This is a genomic window from Streptomyces sp. NPDC002680, from assembly GCF_042889145.1.
Taxonomy (GTDB): Bacteria; Actinomycetota; Actinomycetes; order Streptomycetales; family Streptomycetaceae; genus Streptomyces; species Streptomyces adonidis.
The window spans coordinates 1-18,537 of record NZ_JBIAQP010000016.1; the positions used below are offsets into that span (position 1 = coordinate 1).

Genomic DNA, 18,537 nt, shown 5'->3' on the forward strand with positions numbered 1-18,537 from the left:
GGTTACATTCCGAACCCGGAAGCTAAGCCTTACAGCGCCGATGGTACTGCAGGGGGGACCCTGTGGGAGAGTAGGACACCGCCGAACAAATATTGAAAGGGTTGGATCCTGAACTTCGGTTCGGGGTCCAACCCTTTTTTGTTGTGTGTCACTTGACGTTCACGTCGCGCGGCAACCATCCAGAGCATGGGTACTGCTGCAATGCTCAGGGCCGCCGGCGTCGGAGTCGGTGACGAGGTCGTCGTGCCGGCCTTCGGGAACGTGGAAGTCGCCGAGGCCGTGATCCAGGCCGGTGGGCTGCCGGTGTTCGCCGACATAGATCCGGTGACGTACTGCCTCGACGCGTCAGCTGTCGAGGCGGCCACAACTCCTCGGACGGCGGCTGTCGTTGTCGTACACCGCTTCGGGCGGCCGGCCGACATGGGGCGCATGCTTGAGGTCGGGCAGCGGCACGGGCTTCTGGTGTTGCAGCACGGGGAGTCCGAGGCGCCGTACGACGAGATCGCTCAGCGGCGGCAGCGTGCGGCGTTTCTCGATCTCAAGCTGAGGGGTGTGCGGACGCCCGACGACGGCGATGGGCACACCTATCAGCAGTACGTCGTGCGGGTGCCCGGCAACGGGCGGCCCGATCGGGATGCCTTCGCTCGGGCCTTGCGGGCCAGGGGAGTTGACTGCCGGGTGCCGGTGAAGGCGCCGGTGCATCGCATGCCCGCGTTCCGGCGCTGTGTGGCGCTGCCCGAGACCGAGCTGGCCGCTTTCGAGACGCTGGCGCTGCCGGTGGACGCCTCGTTGACCAAGCGGGACATGCAGCGGATCGTGTCCGCGTGCAACTCGCTCGGTGGGCTGTTGCAGCCCGCGTTCTGATCGGGCGGGCGTAGTTGGGAGCACGGGGCTGTTCGGGGTATGATCTATTCCGTTGCCGCGAGGGAGACCTCGAAAAGTAACTGGCCCCCCTAGCTCAGTCGGCAGAGCGTCTCCATGGTAAGGAGAAGGTCAACGGTTCGATTCCGTTGGGGGGCTCCACGTAGAAGGCCCCGCCCAATTGGGCGGGGCCTTTCTCATGTCTGCTGTCAGTTCTTCCGCAGGCCCGGCACGCGCATCGCGAGGATCGCCATGTCGTCGGACGGGGCGTCGGAGGCGAAGCGTTCGACCGCGCGCATGATGCGGGCCGCCACCGCGCCGGCTGTCAGACCTGTGCACGTCTTGAGGACGTCCGTGAGGCCGTCGTCGCCCAGCATGCGGGTGCCCTCACGGCGTTCCGTGACGCCGTCCGTGACACAGAGGAGGACATCGCCGGGGTCGAGGGTGATCGTCTGCTCGTACAGTTCCAGGTCCTCCAGGACGCCCAGGAGGGGCTGGGGCTCCGCTGCCGCTTCCACCGTGCCGTCCTGGCGCAGACGGAGCGGGAGGGGATGGCCGGCGCAGACCACCTTCAGTACGGCGCTGCCGTCCTCCTGGGGCCACAGCTCGCCGTACAGGAGGGTCAGGAAGCGGCTGCGGGCGCCCTCGTCGAGGATCGCCGAGTTGAGGCGCTCCAGGACCGCGGGGCCGCCGAAGCCCTCTCTCGCCAGCAGGCGGAGGGCGTGCCGGGCCAGGCCTGTCACCGCGGCGGCCTCCGGGCCCGTACCGCAGACGTCGCCGATGGCGAAGCCGTAGGCGCCGTCGCGGATGGGGAAGAGGTCGTAGAAGTCGCCGCCGACCTCGTTGCCCTCGCCGGCCGCGCGGTAGATGACCTCCACCTCGACGCCGTCGATCTCCGGCAACTCCGGGGGGAGGAGGCTGCGTTGGAGGGACTGGCTGATGGCGGTGCGTTCCGAGTAGAGGCGGGCGTTGTCCAGGGCCAGGGCGGCGCGGCGGCTCAAGTCCTCGGCCAGTTCCAGGATTTCCTGGCGGAAGTGTTCGTCCGTCGGCTTGCCGAGGGTGAGCATGCCGATCACGCGGTTGCGGGCGACCAGGGGGAGGACGACCGTCTCGCCGCCGACTGCCGCCGCCGTCGCGAGAGTTGTGCCGATGCCCGAGCTGACCGTGGTGGTGGGCGCGTTGAGGCCCAGGCTGCGCATGGAGGTGCGCAGGGCTGCCTGGTGGGCCGCTTCGGCCGGGGCCGACCAGACGCGGGCGCCTGGCGTGGGTACCGGGTCCGGCGGGGAGATCTTCGACAGGAGGGCCTTGAGGCCGTCGATGCGGTCCTCGTCCTCGTGCAGGACGTACGAGAGATACGGGTCCGAGGCCTGGTCGGCGATCGTGTAGACCGCGCACCAGGTGGCCAGGGTTGGCACCGTCATCTGGGCCATGAGGGCGAGGGTCTGGTCGCGGTCGAGCGTTCCCGCGAGGAGGTCGGAGGCCTCCACCAGGAAGCTCAGTGAGCCTCGGCGCAGGCGTTCCAGTTCGCCCAGGCGGGCCGACTCCACCGCCAACGCGATCCGGTCGGCGGCGAATTGGAGGCGCAGTGCCTCCTCGTTCGTATAGCGGCCCGGGGATTCGGCTGCTACGCCGAGGGAGCCGGTGAGGCGGCCCTCCACCTTCAGGGGGACGGTGACGACCGAGCGCATGCCCGTGCCGCTGAGGAGGGGGACGGCTCCGGGGACGGCCGAGAGGTCGTCGTGGACGGCCGGCATACGGGCCGAGCCGTAGCGGCCGGGGCCCGCCTCGACCGGGACGCGGGCGAAGCGCTGGCGGGCGGAGGGGAGGCCGGTGGAAGCCCGTACCTCCAACTCCGTTTCGTCGTCCGTGGCCAGGAGGAGGAAGGCGGAGTCGGCGTCGAGCATGTCGCGGGCGCGTTCCACCGTGCGCTGGAGGAGGCCGTCGAGGTCGTCCGGGGCCGGGGAGCCGATGAACACCTCGAAGGGGTCCGTGTTCGGGCCCTCGGCGGACGACGTCGAGTCGGACGAGCTGCCGCGCAACGGGGTCTGCAGGACCGCCCGTTCGTGGTCGCGGACGAGGAGACAGACCGTCGAGGGCTCGCCGTCCGTGTCGCGGACGCGGAGGTGGGAGGCGTACACCGGGGTGACGCGGCCGTTGGCGCCCCTTATGCCGTAACTGCCTTCCCAGCGGGAGAGTTGGAGGGCCTCGACGATGCCGGTGCTGGTGCCGGGGGTGTGCGGCCAGGCGGCGAGGTCGGTGAGGGGCTTGCCGATCACCGACTCGGGTGCGTAGCCGAAGAGTTCCTCGGAGTCCTCGTTCCACGCGGCGATGGATCCGGCTCGGTCGATCTGGATGACCGCGACCCGGACGCGGCCGTCGGCCAGCGGGAGGAGGTCGGCGGGGAGGGACGGGCCCGCGGAGCGGGTGCCCACCGCGCGGTGGGGGAGTTCGAGCTGGAACCAGACCTGCTTCTGTGTGGGCGTGTACTCGACGCCCCAGCGGCCGGCCAGCGCCGCGCACAACTGGAGGCCGCGGCCCCCCTCCCGGTCGGGGCTGCCCATGTTGACGGGCGAGCCCTGGAGGGGGATCTCGCGTTCCGGGTAGCGGTCGGCGACCTCGATACGGACGCCGTCGTCACTGCGTAGACACAGGACGTCGGCGGAGGTGCCCGCGTGGATCACGGCGTTGGTGACCAGCTCGCTCGTGAGGACCACGGCGTCGTCGACGATGTCCGCGAAGCCCCAGCCCTGGAGGGTGTCGCGGACGAAGGATCGGGCGGTCGCCACCGATCGCCCGACCGGGTCGAAGGTGGCTGCCGCGCGCGCGGTGATCACAGAACTCCTCGTCCGATTGTCGGAGTGCGGCGTGCCGGGGCCGATCCGCTCCTGCCGGGGCAGGGTCTGGTTCCCCGTCGGCCGGGGATCCTGGGGTGTCTCCCCGGGATGCAGTCCGGTGGTCATGGTGCGGTGCCCCTCCGATGCCTGCCCGCTCGTGGTCGTGCCACCGCCCAGACCGGACGGACCGGTGTGGCTGGACAGCCGCATGCAAGGTTACTTACCTTCGCGGTCCATGCGGATGCAGGTCTGCAGTGTTTACGTCCCCAGAGTGTGCGGACGGTGTGCGAAGCTGCCGAACTGTTATGGCCGGGTTCGGACAGGGTGAAACACTGGGCAGGCTCCAGGAGAAGGTCTACGCACGGCAGGCAGTATCCGGGTACGCCCGAGTGATGGCAGAGCACGCAGAGCAGAAACGGTCGACCCCTTCGGGAGGGACACAGTGGAGTCTGGCGCAGCGACGCGGGGCACTAAGACGCGCGCGAAAGGCGGACAGTCCCTGAGCAACCGGCGCAAACCGCGCAACGGCACGACCGAGGTGGACACGGCTGCCCTGGACAAGTTGCTGTCGGCCCTGGAATCGATGCGTGACGGCAACTTCCGTAAGCGGCTCACGGTGTCCGGCGACGGCGTCATGTCGGAGATCGCTGCCGTCTTCAATGAGGTGGCCGACCGTAATCTTCACTTGACGGGTGAATTGTCGCGCGTACGGCGCATGGTGGGGCGCGAGGGGAAGCTGACCGAGCGGCTGGAGTCGGGCGCCAGCGAGGGCTCGTGGGCCGCTGCGATCGATGCCTCGAACGCTCTTGTCGACGATCTCGTACGTCCGGTCTCCGAGGTCGGTCGGGTGCTCAGCGCGGTCGCGGAGGGCGATCTGTCGCCCCGGATGGAGCTGCGGGCGCAGGCCGCCGACGGCAACGGGCATCCGCTGCGCGGGGAGTTCCTCAAGGTCGGGCGTACGGTCAACAACCTTGTCGACCAGTTGTCGACGTTCACCGACGAGGTCACGCGGGTGGCCAGCGAGGTCGGTACGGAGGGCAAGCTGGGCGGTCAGGCTCAGGTGCGCGGGATGTCCGGTTCGTGGCGGGACCTCACGGACTCGGTCAACACCATGGCGTACCGGCTGACGGCGCAGGTGCGGGACATCGCGCTGGTGACGACAGCGGTCGCGAAGGGTGACTTGTCCCGGAAGGTCACGGTTCACGTGGCCGGCGAGATGCTTGAGCTGAAGAACACCGTCAACACGATGGTCGATCAGCTGTCCTCTTTCTCCTCCGAGGTGACGCGAGTCGCGCGCGAGGTGGGTACCGAGGGCGAGCTGGGCGGCCAGGCGCAGGTGCCTGGTGTGGCGGGAGTGTGGAAGGACCTCACCGATTCGGTGAATCTTATGGCCGGCAACCTGACGGCCCAGGTGCGCGGGATCGCGCAGGTGACGACAGCGGTCGCCAATGGTGATCTGTCGCAGAAGGTGACGGTTTCGGCGCGCGGTGAGGTCGCCCAGCTCGCCGAGACGATCAACCAGATGACCGAGACACTGCGGACGTTCGCGGACGAGGTCACCCGCGTCGCCAACGAGGTCGGTGGCGAGGGGCGGCTGGGCGGGCAGGCGAACGTGCCGGGTGCGGCGGGGACATGGAAGGACCTGACTGACTCCGTCAACACGGTCTTCCGCAACCTCACCACCCAGGTGCGGGACATCGCCGCCGTGACGACGGCTGTGGCCAGCGGTGACCTGTCGCAGAAGGTCAGCGTCGAGGTCGCCGGCGAGATGCTGGAGCTGAAGAACACCGTCAACGGGATGGTCGATCAACTGTCCGCGTTCGGTGCCGAGGTGACCCGGGTGGCCCGGGAGATCGGTGTCGAGGGCGAGCTGGGCGGCCAGGCCGAGGTGCCGGGTGCGGCGGGTACGTGGAAGGACCTGACGGACTCCGTCAACACGGCGTTCAGGAACCTCACCGGACAGGTGAGGAACATCGCCCAGGTGACGACCGCGGTCGCCAATGGTGACCTGTCCCAGAAGGTCACCGTCGATGTGTCCGGCGAGATGCTCCAGCTGAAGAACACCGTGAACACGATGGTGGACCAGCTGTCGAGCTTCGCCGACCAGGTGACGCGGATGGCCCGTGACGTGGGTACGGAGGGCCGCCTCGGCGGTCAGGCGCGCGTGGACGGCGTGTCCGGTACGTGGAAGGAACTCACCGACTCCGTCAACTTCATGGGTGGCAACCTGACCTCCCAGGTGCGGCAGATCGCCCAGGTGACGACGGCCGTGGCCCGGGGCGACCTGTCCCAGAAGATCGATGTTGACGCTCGCGGCGAGATCCTTGAGTTGAAGAACACGATCAACACCATGGTTGATCAACTCTCGGCCTTCGCCGACCAGGTGACCCGGGTCGCCCGTGACGTGGGTACGGAGGGCCGCCTCGGCGGACAGGCGCAGGTGCCCGGGGTCGCCGGTGTGTGGCGCGACCTCACCGACTCCGTGAACGGCATGGCCGGCAACCTCACCGCCCAGGTGCGCAACATCGCCCAGGTGGCGACCGCGGTGGCCCGGGGCGACCTGTCCCAGAAGATCACCGTGGACGCGCGCGGGGAGATCCTGGAGCTGAAGAACACCCTGAACACGATGGTCGACCAGCTGTCGTCGTTCGCCCAGGAGGTCACGCGTGTGGCCCGTGAAGTGGGTACGGAGGGTGAGCTGGGCGGTCAGGCCGAGGTGCAGGGTGTCTCCGGCACCTGGAAGGACCTCACGCAGTCCGTGAACTTCATGGCGAACAACCTGACGATCCAGGTGCGCAACATCGCCGAGGTCACGACCGCGGTCGCCAAGGGCGACCTGTCGAAGAAGATCACTGTTGACGCCAAGGGCGAGATTCTTGAGCTCGTCACGACGGTCAACACCATGGTTGATCAACTGTCGTCCTTCGCCGAGCAGGTGACGCGAGTCGCGCGTGAGGTGGGTACGGAGGGCATCCTCGGCGGCCAGGCCCACGCGTCGGGTGTCACGGGCATCTGGAAGGACCTCACCGACAACGTCAACCTGATGGCCAACAACCTGACCGTCCAGGTGCGCAACATCTCCCAGGTCGCGGCGGCCGTCGCCAACGGCGACCTCACGAGGACGGTGACGATCGAGGCGCGCGGCGAGGTCGCGCAGCTCGCCGACACCTTCAACACCATGGTGAAGACGCTGAGTTCGTTCGCCGACCAGGTCACCAAGGTGGCCCGCGAGGTGGGTACGGACGGCATCCTGGGCGGGCAGGCGCGAGTGCCGGGTGTGTCGGGTACGTGGAAGGACCTCACCGAGTCGGTGAACGGGATGGCGTCCAACCTGACCGGCCAGGTGCGCAACATCGCGATGGTCACGACGGCCATCGCCAAGGGTGACTTGACGAAGAAGATCGACATTGACGCTCGTGGCGAGATCCTTGAGCTCAAGACGACGATCAACACCATGGTTGATCAACTGTCGTCCTTCGCCGAGGAGGTCACCCGAGTCGCCCGCGAGGTGGGTACGGAGGGCCAGCTCGGCGGCCAGGCACGCGTGCGTGACGTCGACGGCACCTGGCGCGACCTCACCGAGTCGGTGAACGAGATGGCCGGGAACCTGACCCGGCAGGTGCGTGCCATCGCGCGCGTGGCGACCGCGGTGACCCGCGGTGACCTCAACCTGAAGATCGACGTGGACGCCTCCGGCGAGATCCAGGAACTTCAGGACTACATCAACAAGATGATCGCCAACCTCCGCGACACCACGATCGCCAACAAGGAACAGGACTGGCTCAAGGGCAACCTCGCCCGGATCTCCGCCCTGATGCAGGGCCGCCGGGACCTCGACGACGTGGCCTCGCTGATCATGAGCGAGCTGACGCCGGTGGTCACCGCCCAGCACGGCGCGTTCTTCCTGGCGATGCGGACGGTCGACGCCAAGGACCCGGGAGGCGTCCCGGAGAACGCGTACGAACTGCGCATGCTCGGCTCGTACGGCTACTCCATGGGCTCCATGCCGACCTCGTTCCGGCCCGGTGAGGCGCTGGTCGGGACGGCCGCCCAGGAGAAGCGCACGATCCTCGTGGAGAACGCGCCGAGCGGCTATCTGAAGATCTCCTCGGGGCTCGGGGAGGCGCCGCCCGCGCAGGTGATCGTGCTGCCGCTGCTGTTCGAGGGGAAGGTGCTCGGGGTCATCGAACTGGCGTCGTTCACGCCGTTCACGCAGATCCAGAAGGACTTCCTCAACCAGATCGCCGAGATGATCGCGACCAGCGTCAACACCATCTCCGTCAACACCAAGACGGAGGTGCTGCTGAAGCAGTCGCAGGAGCTGACCGAGCAGTTGAGGGAGCGCTCGGCCGAGCTGGAGAACAGGCAGAAGGCCCTCCAGTCGTCCAACGCGGAGCTGGAGGAGAAGGCCGAGCTGTTGGCCCAGCAGAACCGCGACATCGAGGTCAAGAACACGGAGATCGAGGAGGCGCGGCAGGTCCTGGAGGAGCGCGCCGAGCAACTCGCGGTGTCGATGCGCTACAAGAGCGAGTTCCTCGCCAACATGTCGCACGAGCTGCGTACGCCGCTCAACTCGCTGTTGATCCTGGCCAAGCTGCTCGCCGACAACGCGGACACCAACCTCACCCCGAAGCAGGTCGAGTTCGCCGAGACGATCCACGGGGCGGGCTCGGACCTGCTTCAGCTGATCAACGACATCCTCGACCTGTCGAAGGTCGAGGCGGGCAAGATGGACGTCTCCCCGACGCGCATCGCGCTCGTGCAGCTCGTCGACTACGTGGAGGCCACCTTCCGGCCGCTGACCGCGGAGAAGCGCCTCGACTTCTCCGTACGGGTCTCGCCCGACCTGCCCGCCACGCTGCACACCGACGAGCAGCGGCTGCTCCAGGTGCTGCGCAACCTGCTGTCCAACGCGGTGAAGTTCACCGACACGGGAGCGGTCGAGCTGGTGATCCGCCCGGCCGGTGCCGAGGTGCCGGTGGCCATCCGGGAGCAGTTGCTGGAGGCGGGCTCGCTGCGGGACGCGGACGCCGACATGATCGCGTTCTCGGTGACCGACACCGGCATCGGTATCGCGGCCAGCAAGATGCGGGTGATCTTCGAGGCGTTCAAGCAGGCGGACGGCACGACCAGTCGCAAGTACGGCGGTACGGGGCTGGGGCTGTCCATCTCGCGGGAGATCGCGCGGCTGCTCGGCGGCGAGATCCACGCGCAGAGCGAGCCGGGCCGCGGCTCGACGTTCACGCTGTATTTGCCGCTGCACCCGAGTGAACTGCCCCCGCAGGGCTACGCGCAGCTGACGCCCTCCCTGGAGGTCGGCGAACTGCTGGCCTCCGAGGCGGAACTGGCCGGCGCGGACATCGAGACGCCGGCCGAGGTGAAGTCGTACCAGGAGGCGCAGAACGGGCCCGCAGCGCTCTTCAGGCGGCGGCGCAGGGCCGTGTCGGTGGCCGAACTGAACGCCTCCTCCAGGGCGAACGGCCATTGGGCGGCGGCGGGGGAGCAGGAGGCGGCGCAACAGCCGCGCCGGGGCATCCACTTCGACGGCGAGAAGGTGCTGATCGTCGACGACGACATCCGTAACGTGTTCGCGCTGACGAGTGTCCTGGAGCAGCACGGGCTGTCGGTGCTGTATGCCGAGAACGGCCGGGAAGGCATCGAAGTCCTGGAACAGCACGACGATGTGACAGTCGTACTGATGGACATCATGATGCCCGAGATGGACGGATACGCGACGACCACGGCGATCCGCAGGATGCCGCAGTTCGCCGGGCTGCCGATCATCGCGCTGACCGCGAAGGCGATGAAGGGCGACCGGGAGAAGGCGATCGAGTCGGGGGCCTCGGACTATGTGACCAAGCCCGTCGACCCCGATCACCTGCTGTCGGTGATGGAGCAGTGGATGCGGGAGGAGTGACGGCTGAGCTGGGTGTTTCCGACGCGAGGGCGGGAACCTCCGGTGTTCACACGGAGTTGCTGACTCAGTGTGGCCGAAGCCGTGTAGAAGTACGGGATTCGGGGAACCTTCTGGTCTCCCGCTACGTTTCTGCTACGTGCACAGTGACATCGCGGTGACAGGGTGTGGCGACGGGCGGGGTGCGGCTACCATGACCGGCACGAGGACGGGCGGCGCAAGGGAGCCGTCCCCTGGGGCGGCGCGCGGTGGTGCCGCCCCAAGTCCTGAGGACAGGGGAGGCCCCAAGCCGGGGCGAGGAGGGCGGGCCATGGTGCAGAAGGCCAAGATCCTCCTGGTCGATGACCGGCCGGAGAATCTGCTGGCGCTGGAGGCCATCCTCTCTGCGTTGGATCAGACACTGGTGCGGGCATCGTCCGGGGAGGAAGCGCTCAAGGCACTTCTGACGGACGACTTCGCGGTCATTCTGCTGGACGTCCAGATGCCTGGCATGGACGGCTTCGAGACGGCCGCGCACATCAAGCGGCGGGAGCGGACCCGGGACATCCCGATCATCTTCCTCACCGCGATCAACCACGGTCCGCACCACACCTTCCGGGGGTACGCGGCGGGTGCGGTGGACTACATCTCCAAGCCGTTCGACCCGTGGGTGCTGCGGGCGAAGGTCTCGGTGTTCGTCGAGCTGTACATGAAGAACTGCCAACTCCGGGAGCAGGCCGCCCTGTTGCGGCTCCAGCTGGAGGGCGGTGGCGGCAAGGCGGCGGTCGGCGCGGCCAAGGAGCCGGCGGGCCTGCTCGCCGAACTGTCCGCGCGGCTCGCGGCCGTCGAGGAACAGGCCGAGGCGCTGTCCAAACAGCTCGACGACGAGTCGGCGGACGCGGCGGCGGTGGCCACGGCGGCCCATCTCGAACGCAAACTGACCGGCCTGCGCCGGGCTCTGGACGCGCTCGAACCGGGAACCGGGAGCGGGGCGGCTTCGGTGCCGTCGCAGAACTGACCCGTACGCCGGTCGTCACTTCACGCACCGAAGCCGTCGAACTCACCCGCCCATCGGCGTAGTTGCGCGTGAGCGCGCGTCAGTTTCGCGCTCACGCCAGGGCGACACGAACGGGTGAAGCAGTTACACACGTGTCGGCTGTCGCCTCCACCGGTAACCTCACACACATGGCCCCACGTCCTTCCGCAGCCAAGAAGCCGCCCGCGAAGAAGGCAGCCGCGCCCGCGAAGGCTCCGGCGAAGAAGGCCGCGGCCAAAAAAGCCCCCGCGAAGAGGGCGCCCGCCAAGAAGACAGCGGCCAAGAAGGCCGCGCCCGCTCCGGCGCCCAGCCCCACCGGGGGCGTCTACCGCCTTGTACGCGCCCTGTGGCTCGGCATCGCGCACGCCGTCGGCGCCGTGTTCCGCGGGATAGGACAGGGCGCGAAGAACCTCGACCCGGCACACCGGAAGGACGGCGTGGCACTGCTGTTGCTCGCCCTCGCGCTGATCGTCGCCGCGGGCACCTGGTCCAACCTGCGCGGTCCCGTCGGCGACCTCGTCGAGATGCTGGTCACCGGCGCGTTCGGCCGACTCGACCTGCTGGTGCCGATACTGCTGGCGGTCATCGCCGTACGGTTCATCCGGCACCCCGAGAAGCCCGAGGCCAACGGCCGGATCGTCATCGGGCTGTCCGCGCTGGTCATCGGGGTGCTCGGGCAGGTCCACATCGCGTGCGGTGCCCCCGCGCGCAGCGAGGGTATGCAGGCCATAAGGGACGCCGGCGGGCTCATCGGCTGGGGAGCGGCCACCCCGCTGACGTACACCATGGGCCAGGTCCTCGCCGTACCGCTGCTGGTGCTGCTCACCGTCTTCGGGCTGCTCGTGGTCACCGCGACGCCGGTCAACGCGATTCCGCAGCGGCTGCGGCAACTCGGGGTCCGGCTCGGCATCCTCCACGACCCCGAGGAGGACGGGTTCGACGAGGACGACGAGCGGTACGAGGACCAGTGGCGCGAGTCGCTGCCCGGGCGCCCCCGCAGGCGCGGGCCCGCCCCCGAGGCGTACGACCCGGACAGCGCCGAGCAGGACGCGCTGTCGAAGCGCCGGAGCCGCCCCAGGCGCTCCGTACGGCAGCCCGACCCCGGGCGGCCGATGGACGCCGTGGACGTCGCCGCAGCGGCCGCTGCGGCCCTCGACGGGGCCGTTCTGCACGGCATGCCGCCCTCGCCGATCGTCGCGGACCTCACCCAGGGGGTGAGCGCGGGCGGCGACCGCGAGGAGACGACCCCGACGCCCACTCCCGTACCGGCGGCGCGGCCCAAGCAGGAGAAGCTCAGGGCGGAGCCGGTCAAGGCCGCCGTTGCGGACCTCACGAAGGCGCCGCCGGAGGAGATGCGCGACCTGCCGCCGCGCGCCGAACAGCTCCAGCTCTCCGGGGACATCACCTACTCGCTGCCCTCGCTCGACCTCCTGGAGCGCGGCGGCCCCGGCAAGACCCGCAGCGCGGCCAACGACGCGGTGGTCGCCTCCCTCACGAACGTCTTCATGGAGTTCAAGGTCGACGCCGCGGTCACGGGCTTCACCCGCGGTCCGACGGTCACGCGGTACGAGGTCGAACTGGGCCCCGCGGTGAAGGTCGAGCGGATCACCGCCCTCGCCAAGAACATCGCGTACGCCGTCGCCAGCCCCGACGTACGGATCATCAGCCCGATCCCCGGCAAGTCGGCGGTCGGCATCGAGATCCCCAACACCGACCGCGAGATGGTCAACCTGGGGGATGTGCTCCGGCTGGCCGACGCGGCCGAGGACGACCACCCGATGCTGGTCGCGCTCGGCAAGGACGTCGAGGGCGGCTATGTGATGGCCAACCTCGCCAAGATGCCGCACCTGCTCGTCGCAGGTGCGACCGGTTCGGGCAAATCGTCCTGTATCAACTGTCTGATCACGTCGATCATGGTCCGGGCGACTCCTGAAGACGTGCGGATGGTCCTCGTCGACCCCAAGCGCGTCGAGCTGACCGCCTACGAGGGCATCCCGCACCTGATCACGCCGATCATCACCAACCCGAAGCGGGCCGCGGAGGCGCTCCAGTGGGTCGTACGGGAAATGGATCTGCGGTACGACGATCTGGCCGCGTTCGGATTCCGGCACATCGACGACTTCAACGAGGCCATCAGGAACGGCAAGGTCAAGCTGCCCGAGGGCAGTGAGCGCGAGTTGTCGCCGTACCCGTATCTGCTGGTGATCGTCGACGAGCTGGCCGACCTGATGATGGTGGCCCCCAGGGACGTCGAGGACGCGATCGTGCGCATCACGCAGCTCGCGCGCGCGGCCGGCATCCACCTGGTCCTCGCAACCCAGCGGCCCTCTGTTGATGTGGTGACCGGGTTGATCAAGGCGAACGTGCCGTCAAGGCTCGCGTTCGCCACCTCCTCGCTGGCCGACTCGCGGGTCATCCTGGACCAGCCGGGCGCCGAGAAGCTGATCGGCAAGGGCGACGGGCTGTTCCTGCCGATGGGCGCCAACAAGCCCACCCGTATGCAGGGCGCCTTCGTGACCGAGGACGAGGTCGCGGTGATCGTCCAGCACTGCAAGGACCAGATGGCGCCGGTCTTCCGGGACGACGTCACCGTGGGCACCAAGCAGAAGAAGGAGATCGACGAGGAGATCGGCGACGACCTCGAACTGCTGTGCGCGGCGGCCGAACTCGTCGTCAGCAGCCAGTTCGGGTCCACGTCGATGCTCCAGCGCAAGCTGCGGGTCGGATTCGCCAAGGCGGGGCGGCTGATGGACCTCATGGAGACGCGGGGGATCGTCGGGCCGAGCGAGGGCTCCAAGGCGCGTGACGTTCTTGTGAAGGCTGACGGTTTGGACGAGATGCTCGCGGTGATTCGTGGGGAGACTGAGTCGTAGGGACTCGCCCGGTGTGCGGTGTCCGAGTGTGCGGCAACCGGGTGGTCGATCGTGACTCACTCGTAAGGGATCATTGAGCAACCGTTTCCCTTCCGCGTACGTCAAGTTGAGGGAGGCGACAGATCGTTGCCCCACCATGACCTGACCATCGGCGTGTCCTGGCCATTCCGATGGCGTACAAAGTCCCTCCGTCCAGTTGCCCCACCCTTCCCGAACCCCCCTAAACTGAACCTCCAGCACAGGTGGCTAAACGCTCGAAAGGCGCCCCCGTGTCCATCGGCAACTCCCCACAAGGCGAGCGTCCGTTCGAAGAAGACCGCGACGACCGCGAGGAAGCGGCCCGCCCCTCGATCGGTCGCGCCCTCCAGCAGGCCCGCATCGCGGCCGGGCTGACCGTCGACGACGTCAGCTCCGCCACCCGGGTCCGGATCGCCATCGTGCACGCGATCGAACAGGACGACTTCGACGCCTGCGGCGGAGACGTCTACGCGCGCGGGCACATCCGGACTCTCGCTCGCGCCGTCCACCTCGATCCCGAACCGCTGCTCGCGGAGTTCGCCGACGCCCGCGGCGGGCGTCCGGCGCCGACCCCGGCCGCACCCCTGTTCGAGGCGGAACGCATCCGCCCCGAGCGGCGCGGTCCGAACTGGACCGCGGCGATGGTCGCCGCGATCGTCGTCGTGATCGGCTTCGTCGGCTTCACCCTGGTCAACGGGGGTGACGACAACGAGGGCACGCAGGCGGGGGTCGCCGAGGGCTCCACGCCCACGGCCAGCCAGTCGGCCTCGCCCACACCCAAGAAGGACAAGCCCGCCGACCCGAAGCCGGACCCGTCGGACAGCGCGATCGCGGCGGCCCCGCGCGACAAGGTGACCGTCCAGGTGAGCGCCGCGGACGGGCGCAGCTGGATCTCCGCCAAGGACCACAACGGCCGGCTGCTCTTCGACGGCCTGCTCAAGCAGGGTCAGTCCCAGACCTTCCAGGACAACGAGGAGATCAACCTCGTCCTGGGCGACGCGGGCGCGATCCAGCTGTACGTGAACGGCAAGAAGATCGAGGACGAGTTCCAGCCGGGAGCCGTCGAGCGGCTCACCTACACGAAGGGCGACCCCGAGGTCGGCTAGGCCGTAGCGCGCTTTCGGTGTTCACAGGTACGGGGCTGGCCCAGACGGGGCCAGCCCCGTCGACGTGGGGTGTCAGTGGGACGAAGTAGTCTTGAGCCCATGCCTGAACGCCGTACCGTCGCACTCGTCACCCTTGGCTGCGCCCGTAACGAGGTGGACTCGGAGGAGCTCGCAGGCCGCTTGGAGGCGGACGGCTGGCAACTCGTGGAGGACGCCGAGGACGCGGACGTCGCCGTCGTCAACACCTGTGGCTTCGTCGAGGCCGCCAAGAAGGACTCCGTCGACGCCCTTCTGGAGGCCAACGACCTCAAGGGGCACGGCAGAACCCAGGCCGTCGTGGCGGTGGGCTGCATGGCCGAGCGGTACGGCAAGGAACTCGCCGAGGCCCTCCCCGAGGCCGACGGCGTGCTCGGCTTCGACGACTACGCCGACATCTCCGACCGCCTGCGGACCATCCTGAACGGTGGCATCCACGCCTCGCACACCCCGCGCGACCGGCGCAAGCTGCTGCCGATCAGCCCGGCGGAGCGGCAGAGCGCGGGTGCGGGGGTCGCTCTTCCGGGGCACGGCACGGCTACCGACGCTGACGACGCACCGGTGGAGCCCGTCGAGGCCCCCGCCGACCTTCCCGAAGGTGTCGCCCCGGTCTCCGGACCGCGTGCGCCGCTGCGCCGGCGGCTCGACGGCGCGCCCGTCGCCTCGGTGAAGCTCGCCTCCGGCTGCGACCGGCGCTGCTCGTTCTGCGCCATCCCGTCCTTCCGTGGTTCCTTCATCTCGCGCCGGCCGAGCGACGTGCTGAACGAGACCAGGTGGCTCGCCGAGCAGGGCGTCAAGGAGGTCATGCTCGTCTCCGAGAACAACACCTCGTACGGCAAGGACCTGGGCGACATCCGCCTCCTGGAGTCGCTGCTGCCCGAGCTGGCGGACGTCGACGGCATCGAGCGTGTGCGCGTGAGCTATCTCCAGCCCGCCGAGATGCGCCCGGGGCTCATCGACGTACTGACCTCGACTCCCAAGGTCGCCCCCTACTTCGACCTCTCCTTCCAGCACTCCGCGCCCGACGTGCTGCGCGCGATGCGGCGCTTCGGTGACACCGACCGCTTCCTGGAACTGCTCGACACCATCCGGAGCAAGGCCCCGCAGGCCGGCGTGCGGTCCAACTTCATCGTGGGCTTCCCCGGTGAGACGGAGGCCGATCTGGCGGAGCTGGAGCGGTTCCTGAACAACGCGCGCCTGGACGCCATCGGGGTCTTCGGGTACTCCGACGAGGACGGCACGGAAGCGGCGACGTACGAGAACAAGCTGGACGAGGACGTCGTCGCGGCCCGGCTCGCCCGGGTCTCCCGGCTGGCCGAGGAGCTGGTCTCGCAGCGCGCCGAGGAGCGCGTCGGCGAGACCCTGCAGGTGCTGGTCGAGTCGGTCGGCGGCGAGGAGGGTGCGTACGGCCGTGCCGCGCACCAGGCGCCGGAGACGGACGGCCAGGTGCTGTTCACCAACTTCGCGGACTTCGAGGGCCTCACGGGCGGCGAAGGCTTGAGCGTCGGCCGTATCGTCGAGGCGAAGGTGGTCGGTACGGAAGGTGTCGACCTGGTGGCCGAGCTGCTCCCGGGCTCGCTCGCGTGTTCGGAGTCAGAGGAGGCGGCCAGATGACCGGAGTCCCGGCATCCGCAGCGGGCGGCTCCTCCAGCGCGCGGAACGCCAAGGGCGTGCCGGGAGCGGTGGGCGTGCCGGGCGCGTTGGGTGCCACCGGGGTCTCCGGTTCCTCGGTCGCCTCCGGGCCCGTCGGGTCCGCTGTCGGCCCTGCGGCGTCAGGGGCGCCCTCTCACGACTCCGGGGATTCCGGTGCTCAGGGGGGTGTGAAGGCGGTGCGTGGCGGGAAGCTGGGCGCCGCGGCCGTCAATCAGGCCAGCCTCTGGAACATCGCGAACATTCTTACGATGATCCGGCTGCTCCTTGTGCCGGGCTTCGTCGCCCTGATGCTGGCCGACGGCGGGTACGACCCGGCGTGGCGCTCGCTCGCTTGGGCGGCCTTCGCCGTCGCCATGATCACCGACATCTTCGACGGCCATCTGGCACGTACGTACGACCTCGTCACCGACTTCGGGAAGATCGCCGACCCCATCGCCGACAAGGCGATCATGGGCGCGGCGCTGATCTGTCTCTCCGCGCTCGGTGATCTGCCGTGGTGGGTGACCGGTGTGATCCTCGGGCGCGAACTCGGGATCACGCTGCTGCGCTTCGTCGTGATCCGGTACGGGGTGATCCCCGCGAGCCGTGGCGGCAAGGTCAAGACGCTGACGCAGGGCGTGGCCGTCGGGATGTACGTCCTGGCGCTGACGGGTCCGCTGGCGACGCTGAGGTTCTGGGTGATGGCCGCGGCGGTCGTGCTGACCGTGGCGACCGGGCTCGACTACGTAAGACAGGCCATTGTGCTGCGCAGGCAGGGAATCGCCGAGCGCGAGGCCGCGTCGGTGGAGGCGGAACGGTGAGTTCCGTGGCCGCCGACGTGGTGAGACTACTGACAGTGAGGGGTGAGACGCTCGCTGTCGCGGAGTCCCTCACGGGTGGTCTCGTTGCGGCGGAGATCACATCGGTGCCCGGAGCCTCCAAGGCGTTCCGGGGCGCGGTGACGGCGTACGCGACCGAACTGAAGCACCGGGTGCTCGATGTCGACGCCACCCTGCTGGCCACCCGAGGAGCGGTGGATCCGCAGGTCGCGGCCCAGATGGCGGTCGGAGTCCGCAGGGTTCTCGGCGCCGACTGGGGTATCGCGACGACCGGTGTGGCAGGCCCGGAACCCCAGGACGGGCAGCCCGTCGGGACGGTTTTCGTGGCCGTGGACGGCCCTTTCGGAGCGGACTCCGGCGCCGAAGGTGGCGGAAAAGTGGCGTCCCTGCGGTTGAACGGCTCCCGGGCGGAAATTCGTATGGAGAGTGTACGGAGCGTACTCGCACTCCTCCTGGAGGGGATTGCGGGCGAACAGACCGGGAACGAGCGGGCACAGGATACGGAACAGAACGGGGGGACCTGATGTTTGCAGCCCTGAGTGAACACGACATCGCTCCCCGCACGGCCGCGGCGCAAGGCGGTACGGTGGGGCGTGAAGGATGCGGCTACGCGGTCCGAGGAGGGAGCCACCGATGATTCTGCTCCGTCGCCTGTTGGGTGACGTGCTGCGTCGGCAGCGCCAGCGCCAGGGCCGTACTCTGCGCGAAGTCTCCTCGTCCGCCCGAGTCTCACTCGGCTATCTCTCCGAGGTGGAGCGGGGGCAGAAGGAGGCATCCTCCGAGCTGCTGTCCGCGATCTGCGACGCGCTGGACGTACGGATGTCCGAGCTCATGCGGGAAGTGAGTGACGAACTCGCCCTCGCCGAGCTGGCCCAGTCTGCTGCGGCCAACGAGCCTGTACCCACGCCGGTGCGTCCCATGCTGGGTTCCGTCTCGGTGGCCGGTGTGCCACCGGAACGGGTGACCATCAAGGCGCCCGCCGAGGCGGTGGATGTCGTCGCCGCCTGAGGTGCACGAACAGCACGATCAGTGAGTGTGTGAGAGCCCCGGCCGGGGCTTCTCCGGGGAGACCCGGGGGAGCGCGGTCGGGGTTTTCGCGTTGTGCGCGCTCTCGCGGGTCTGTCCGGGGGCGTCCGTGGGGTCGGCCCCGGGTGCGTTTGCCGGTGTGTCGTGGGGCGGTCATGGTGGGGAGGAGGCGGGCGCGTACCGGTTCCCGGACGGTCGTCGCAGGGAAAGCGGTGCGCCTCTGTGCCGGTGATGCGCCCTGTTTGCGGGTGAGCGTGGCGTTCTAGCGTGAGGCTGGAGGTGAGCCATGGCGGTGCGGATAGTTCGCCGGGGGGCGCTGCTGGGGCTCGGTGCCGTGTGGTGGTGGGCCGTGCTGCGGCTCGCGCTGGCGCCCGGGGCGGGGG

10 protein-coding genes, 1 tRNA gene and 1 rRNA gene are annotated in these 18,537 nt (G+C 68.9%); 11 read left to right on the forward strand and 1 reads right to left on the reverse strand.

Annotation, left to right across the window (positions count from 1 at the left end; genetic code table 11):
• The 3 genes from rrf to ACFYXF_RS35390 all read left to right on the forward strand — a co-directional run.
• A 5S ribosomal RNA gene (gene rrf / locus ACFYXF_RS35380) occupies positions 1-87 on the forward strand; the annotation flags it as partial.
• A 114-nt stretch (positions 88-201) separates the two neighbouring features.
• A complete protein-coding gene (locus ACFYXF_RS35385; protein ID WP_389356245.1) occupies positions 202-864 on the forward strand; it encodes a DegT/DnrJ/EryC1/StrS family aminotransferase in 663 nt (220 codons plus the stop codon).
• Positions 865-947: 83 nt separating this feature from the next.
• A tRNA-Thr gene (locus tag ACFYXF_RS35390) sits at positions 948-1,023 on the forward strand.
• Positions 1,024-1,070: 47 nt separating this feature from the next.
• Here ACFYXF_RS35390 and ACFYXF_RS35395 read toward each other — a convergent pair.
• Positions 1,071-3,821: a SpoIIE family protein phosphatase gene (locus tag ACFYXF_RS35395; RefSeq protein ID WP_389356246.1), complete on the reverse strand. Its 2,751-nt coding sequence runs from the start codon at positions 3,819-3,821 to the stop codon at positions 1,071-1,073.
• A 316-nt stretch (positions 3,822-4,137) separates the two neighbouring features.
• Between ACFYXF_RS35395 and ACFYXF_RS35400 the strand changes: the two genes are divergently transcribed.
• From ACFYXF_RS35400 to ACFYXF_RS35435, 8 genes are all read left to right on the forward strand, one after another.
• Positions 4,138-9,612: a HAMP domain-containing protein gene (locus ACFYXF_RS35400; protein WP_389356003.1), complete on the forward strand. Its 5,475-nt coding sequence runs from the start codon at positions 4,138-4,140 to the stop codon at positions 9,610-9,612.
• Positions 9,613-9,919: 307 nt separating this feature from the next.
• Positions 9,920-10,606 carry a two-component system response regulator gene (locus ACFYXF_RS35405; RefSeq protein ID WP_389356005.1) on the forward strand — a complete coding sequence of 229 codons (687 nt, stop codon included), beginning with the start codon at positions 9,920-9,922 and terminating at the stop codon, positions 10,604-10,606.
• Positions 10,607-10,773: 167 nt separating this feature from the next.
• Positions 10,774-13,497, forward strand: coding sequence for a DNA translocase FtsK (locus ACFYXF_RS35410; protein WP_389356006.1), 2,724 nt, complete (start codon positions 10,774-10,776; stop codon positions 13,495-13,497).
• 269 nt (positions 13,498-13,766) lie between these two features.
• Positions 13,767-14,621 carry a helix-turn-helix domain-containing protein gene (locus tag ACFYXF_RS35415; RefSeq protein ID WP_389356007.1) on the forward strand — a complete coding sequence of 285 codons (855 nt, stop codon included), beginning with the start codon at positions 13,767-13,769 and terminating at the stop codon, positions 14,619-14,621.
• Between the two features lie 99 nt (positions 14,622-14,720).
• Positions 14,721-16,271: a 30S ribosomal protein S12 methylthiotransferase RimO gene (gene rimO, locus ACFYXF_RS35420; protein ID WP_389356008.1), complete on the forward strand. Its 1,551-nt coding sequence runs from the start codon at positions 14,721-14,723 to the stop codon at positions 16,269-16,271.
• Positions 16,268-17,110: a CDP-diacylglycerol--glycerol-3-phosphate 3-phosphatidyltransferase gene (gene pgsA / locus ACFYXF_RS35425; protein WP_389356010.1), complete on the forward strand. Its 843-nt coding sequence runs from the start codon at positions 16,268-16,270 to the stop codon at positions 17,108-17,110. The genes rimO and pgsA overlap by 4 nt, the downstream gene beginning before the upstream one ends.
• The gene (locus tag ACFYXF_RS35430; RefSeq protein ID WP_389356012.1) at positions 17,107-17,652 is read left to right on the forward strand and encodes a CinA family protein; all 546 of its coding nucleotides are present in this window, start codon (positions 17,107-17,109) and stop codon (positions 17,650-17,652) included. The genes pgsA and ACFYXF_RS35430 overlap by 4 nt, the downstream gene beginning before the upstream one ends.
• 109 nt (positions 17,653-17,761) lie before the next feature.
• On the forward strand, positions 17,762-18,136 hold the full coding sequence (locus ACFYXF_RS35435) for a helix-turn-helix domain-containing protein (protein WP_235474452.1): 375 nt from the start codon (positions 17,762-17,764) through the stop codon (positions 18,134-18,136).
• The last annotated feature ends 401 nt before the right edge of the window (positions 18,137-18,537 follow it).

Coding starts and splice junctions, on each gene's coding strand:
- rimO (WP_389356008.1), top strand. CDS start 14,721: ATGCCTGAACGCCGTACCGTCGCACTCGTCACCCTTGGCTGCGCCCGT.
- ACFYXF_RS35395 (WP_389356246.1), bottom strand. CDS start 3,821: ATGACCACCGGACTGCATCCCGGGGAGACACCCCAGGATCCCCGGCCG.
- ACFYXF_RS35405 (WP_389356005.1), top strand. CDS start 9,920: ATGGTGCAGAAGGCCAAGATCCTCCTGGTCGATGACCGGCCGGAGAAT.
- ACFYXF_RS35435 (WP_235474452.1), top strand. CDS start 17,762: ATGATTCTGCTCCGTCGCCTGTTGGGTGACGTGCTGCGTCGGCAGCGC.
- ACFYXF_RS35385 (WP_389356245.1), top strand. CDS start 202: ATGCTCAGGGCCGCCGGCGTCGGAGTCGGTGACGAGGTCGTCGTGCCG.
- pgsA (WP_389356010.1), top strand. CDS start 16,268: ATGACCGGAGTCCCGGCATCCGCAGCGGGCGGCTCCTCCAGCGCGCGG.
- ACFYXF_RS35410 (WP_389356006.1), top strand. CDS start 10,774: ATGGCCCCACGTCCTTCCGCAGCCAAGAAGCCGCCCGCGAAGAAGGCA.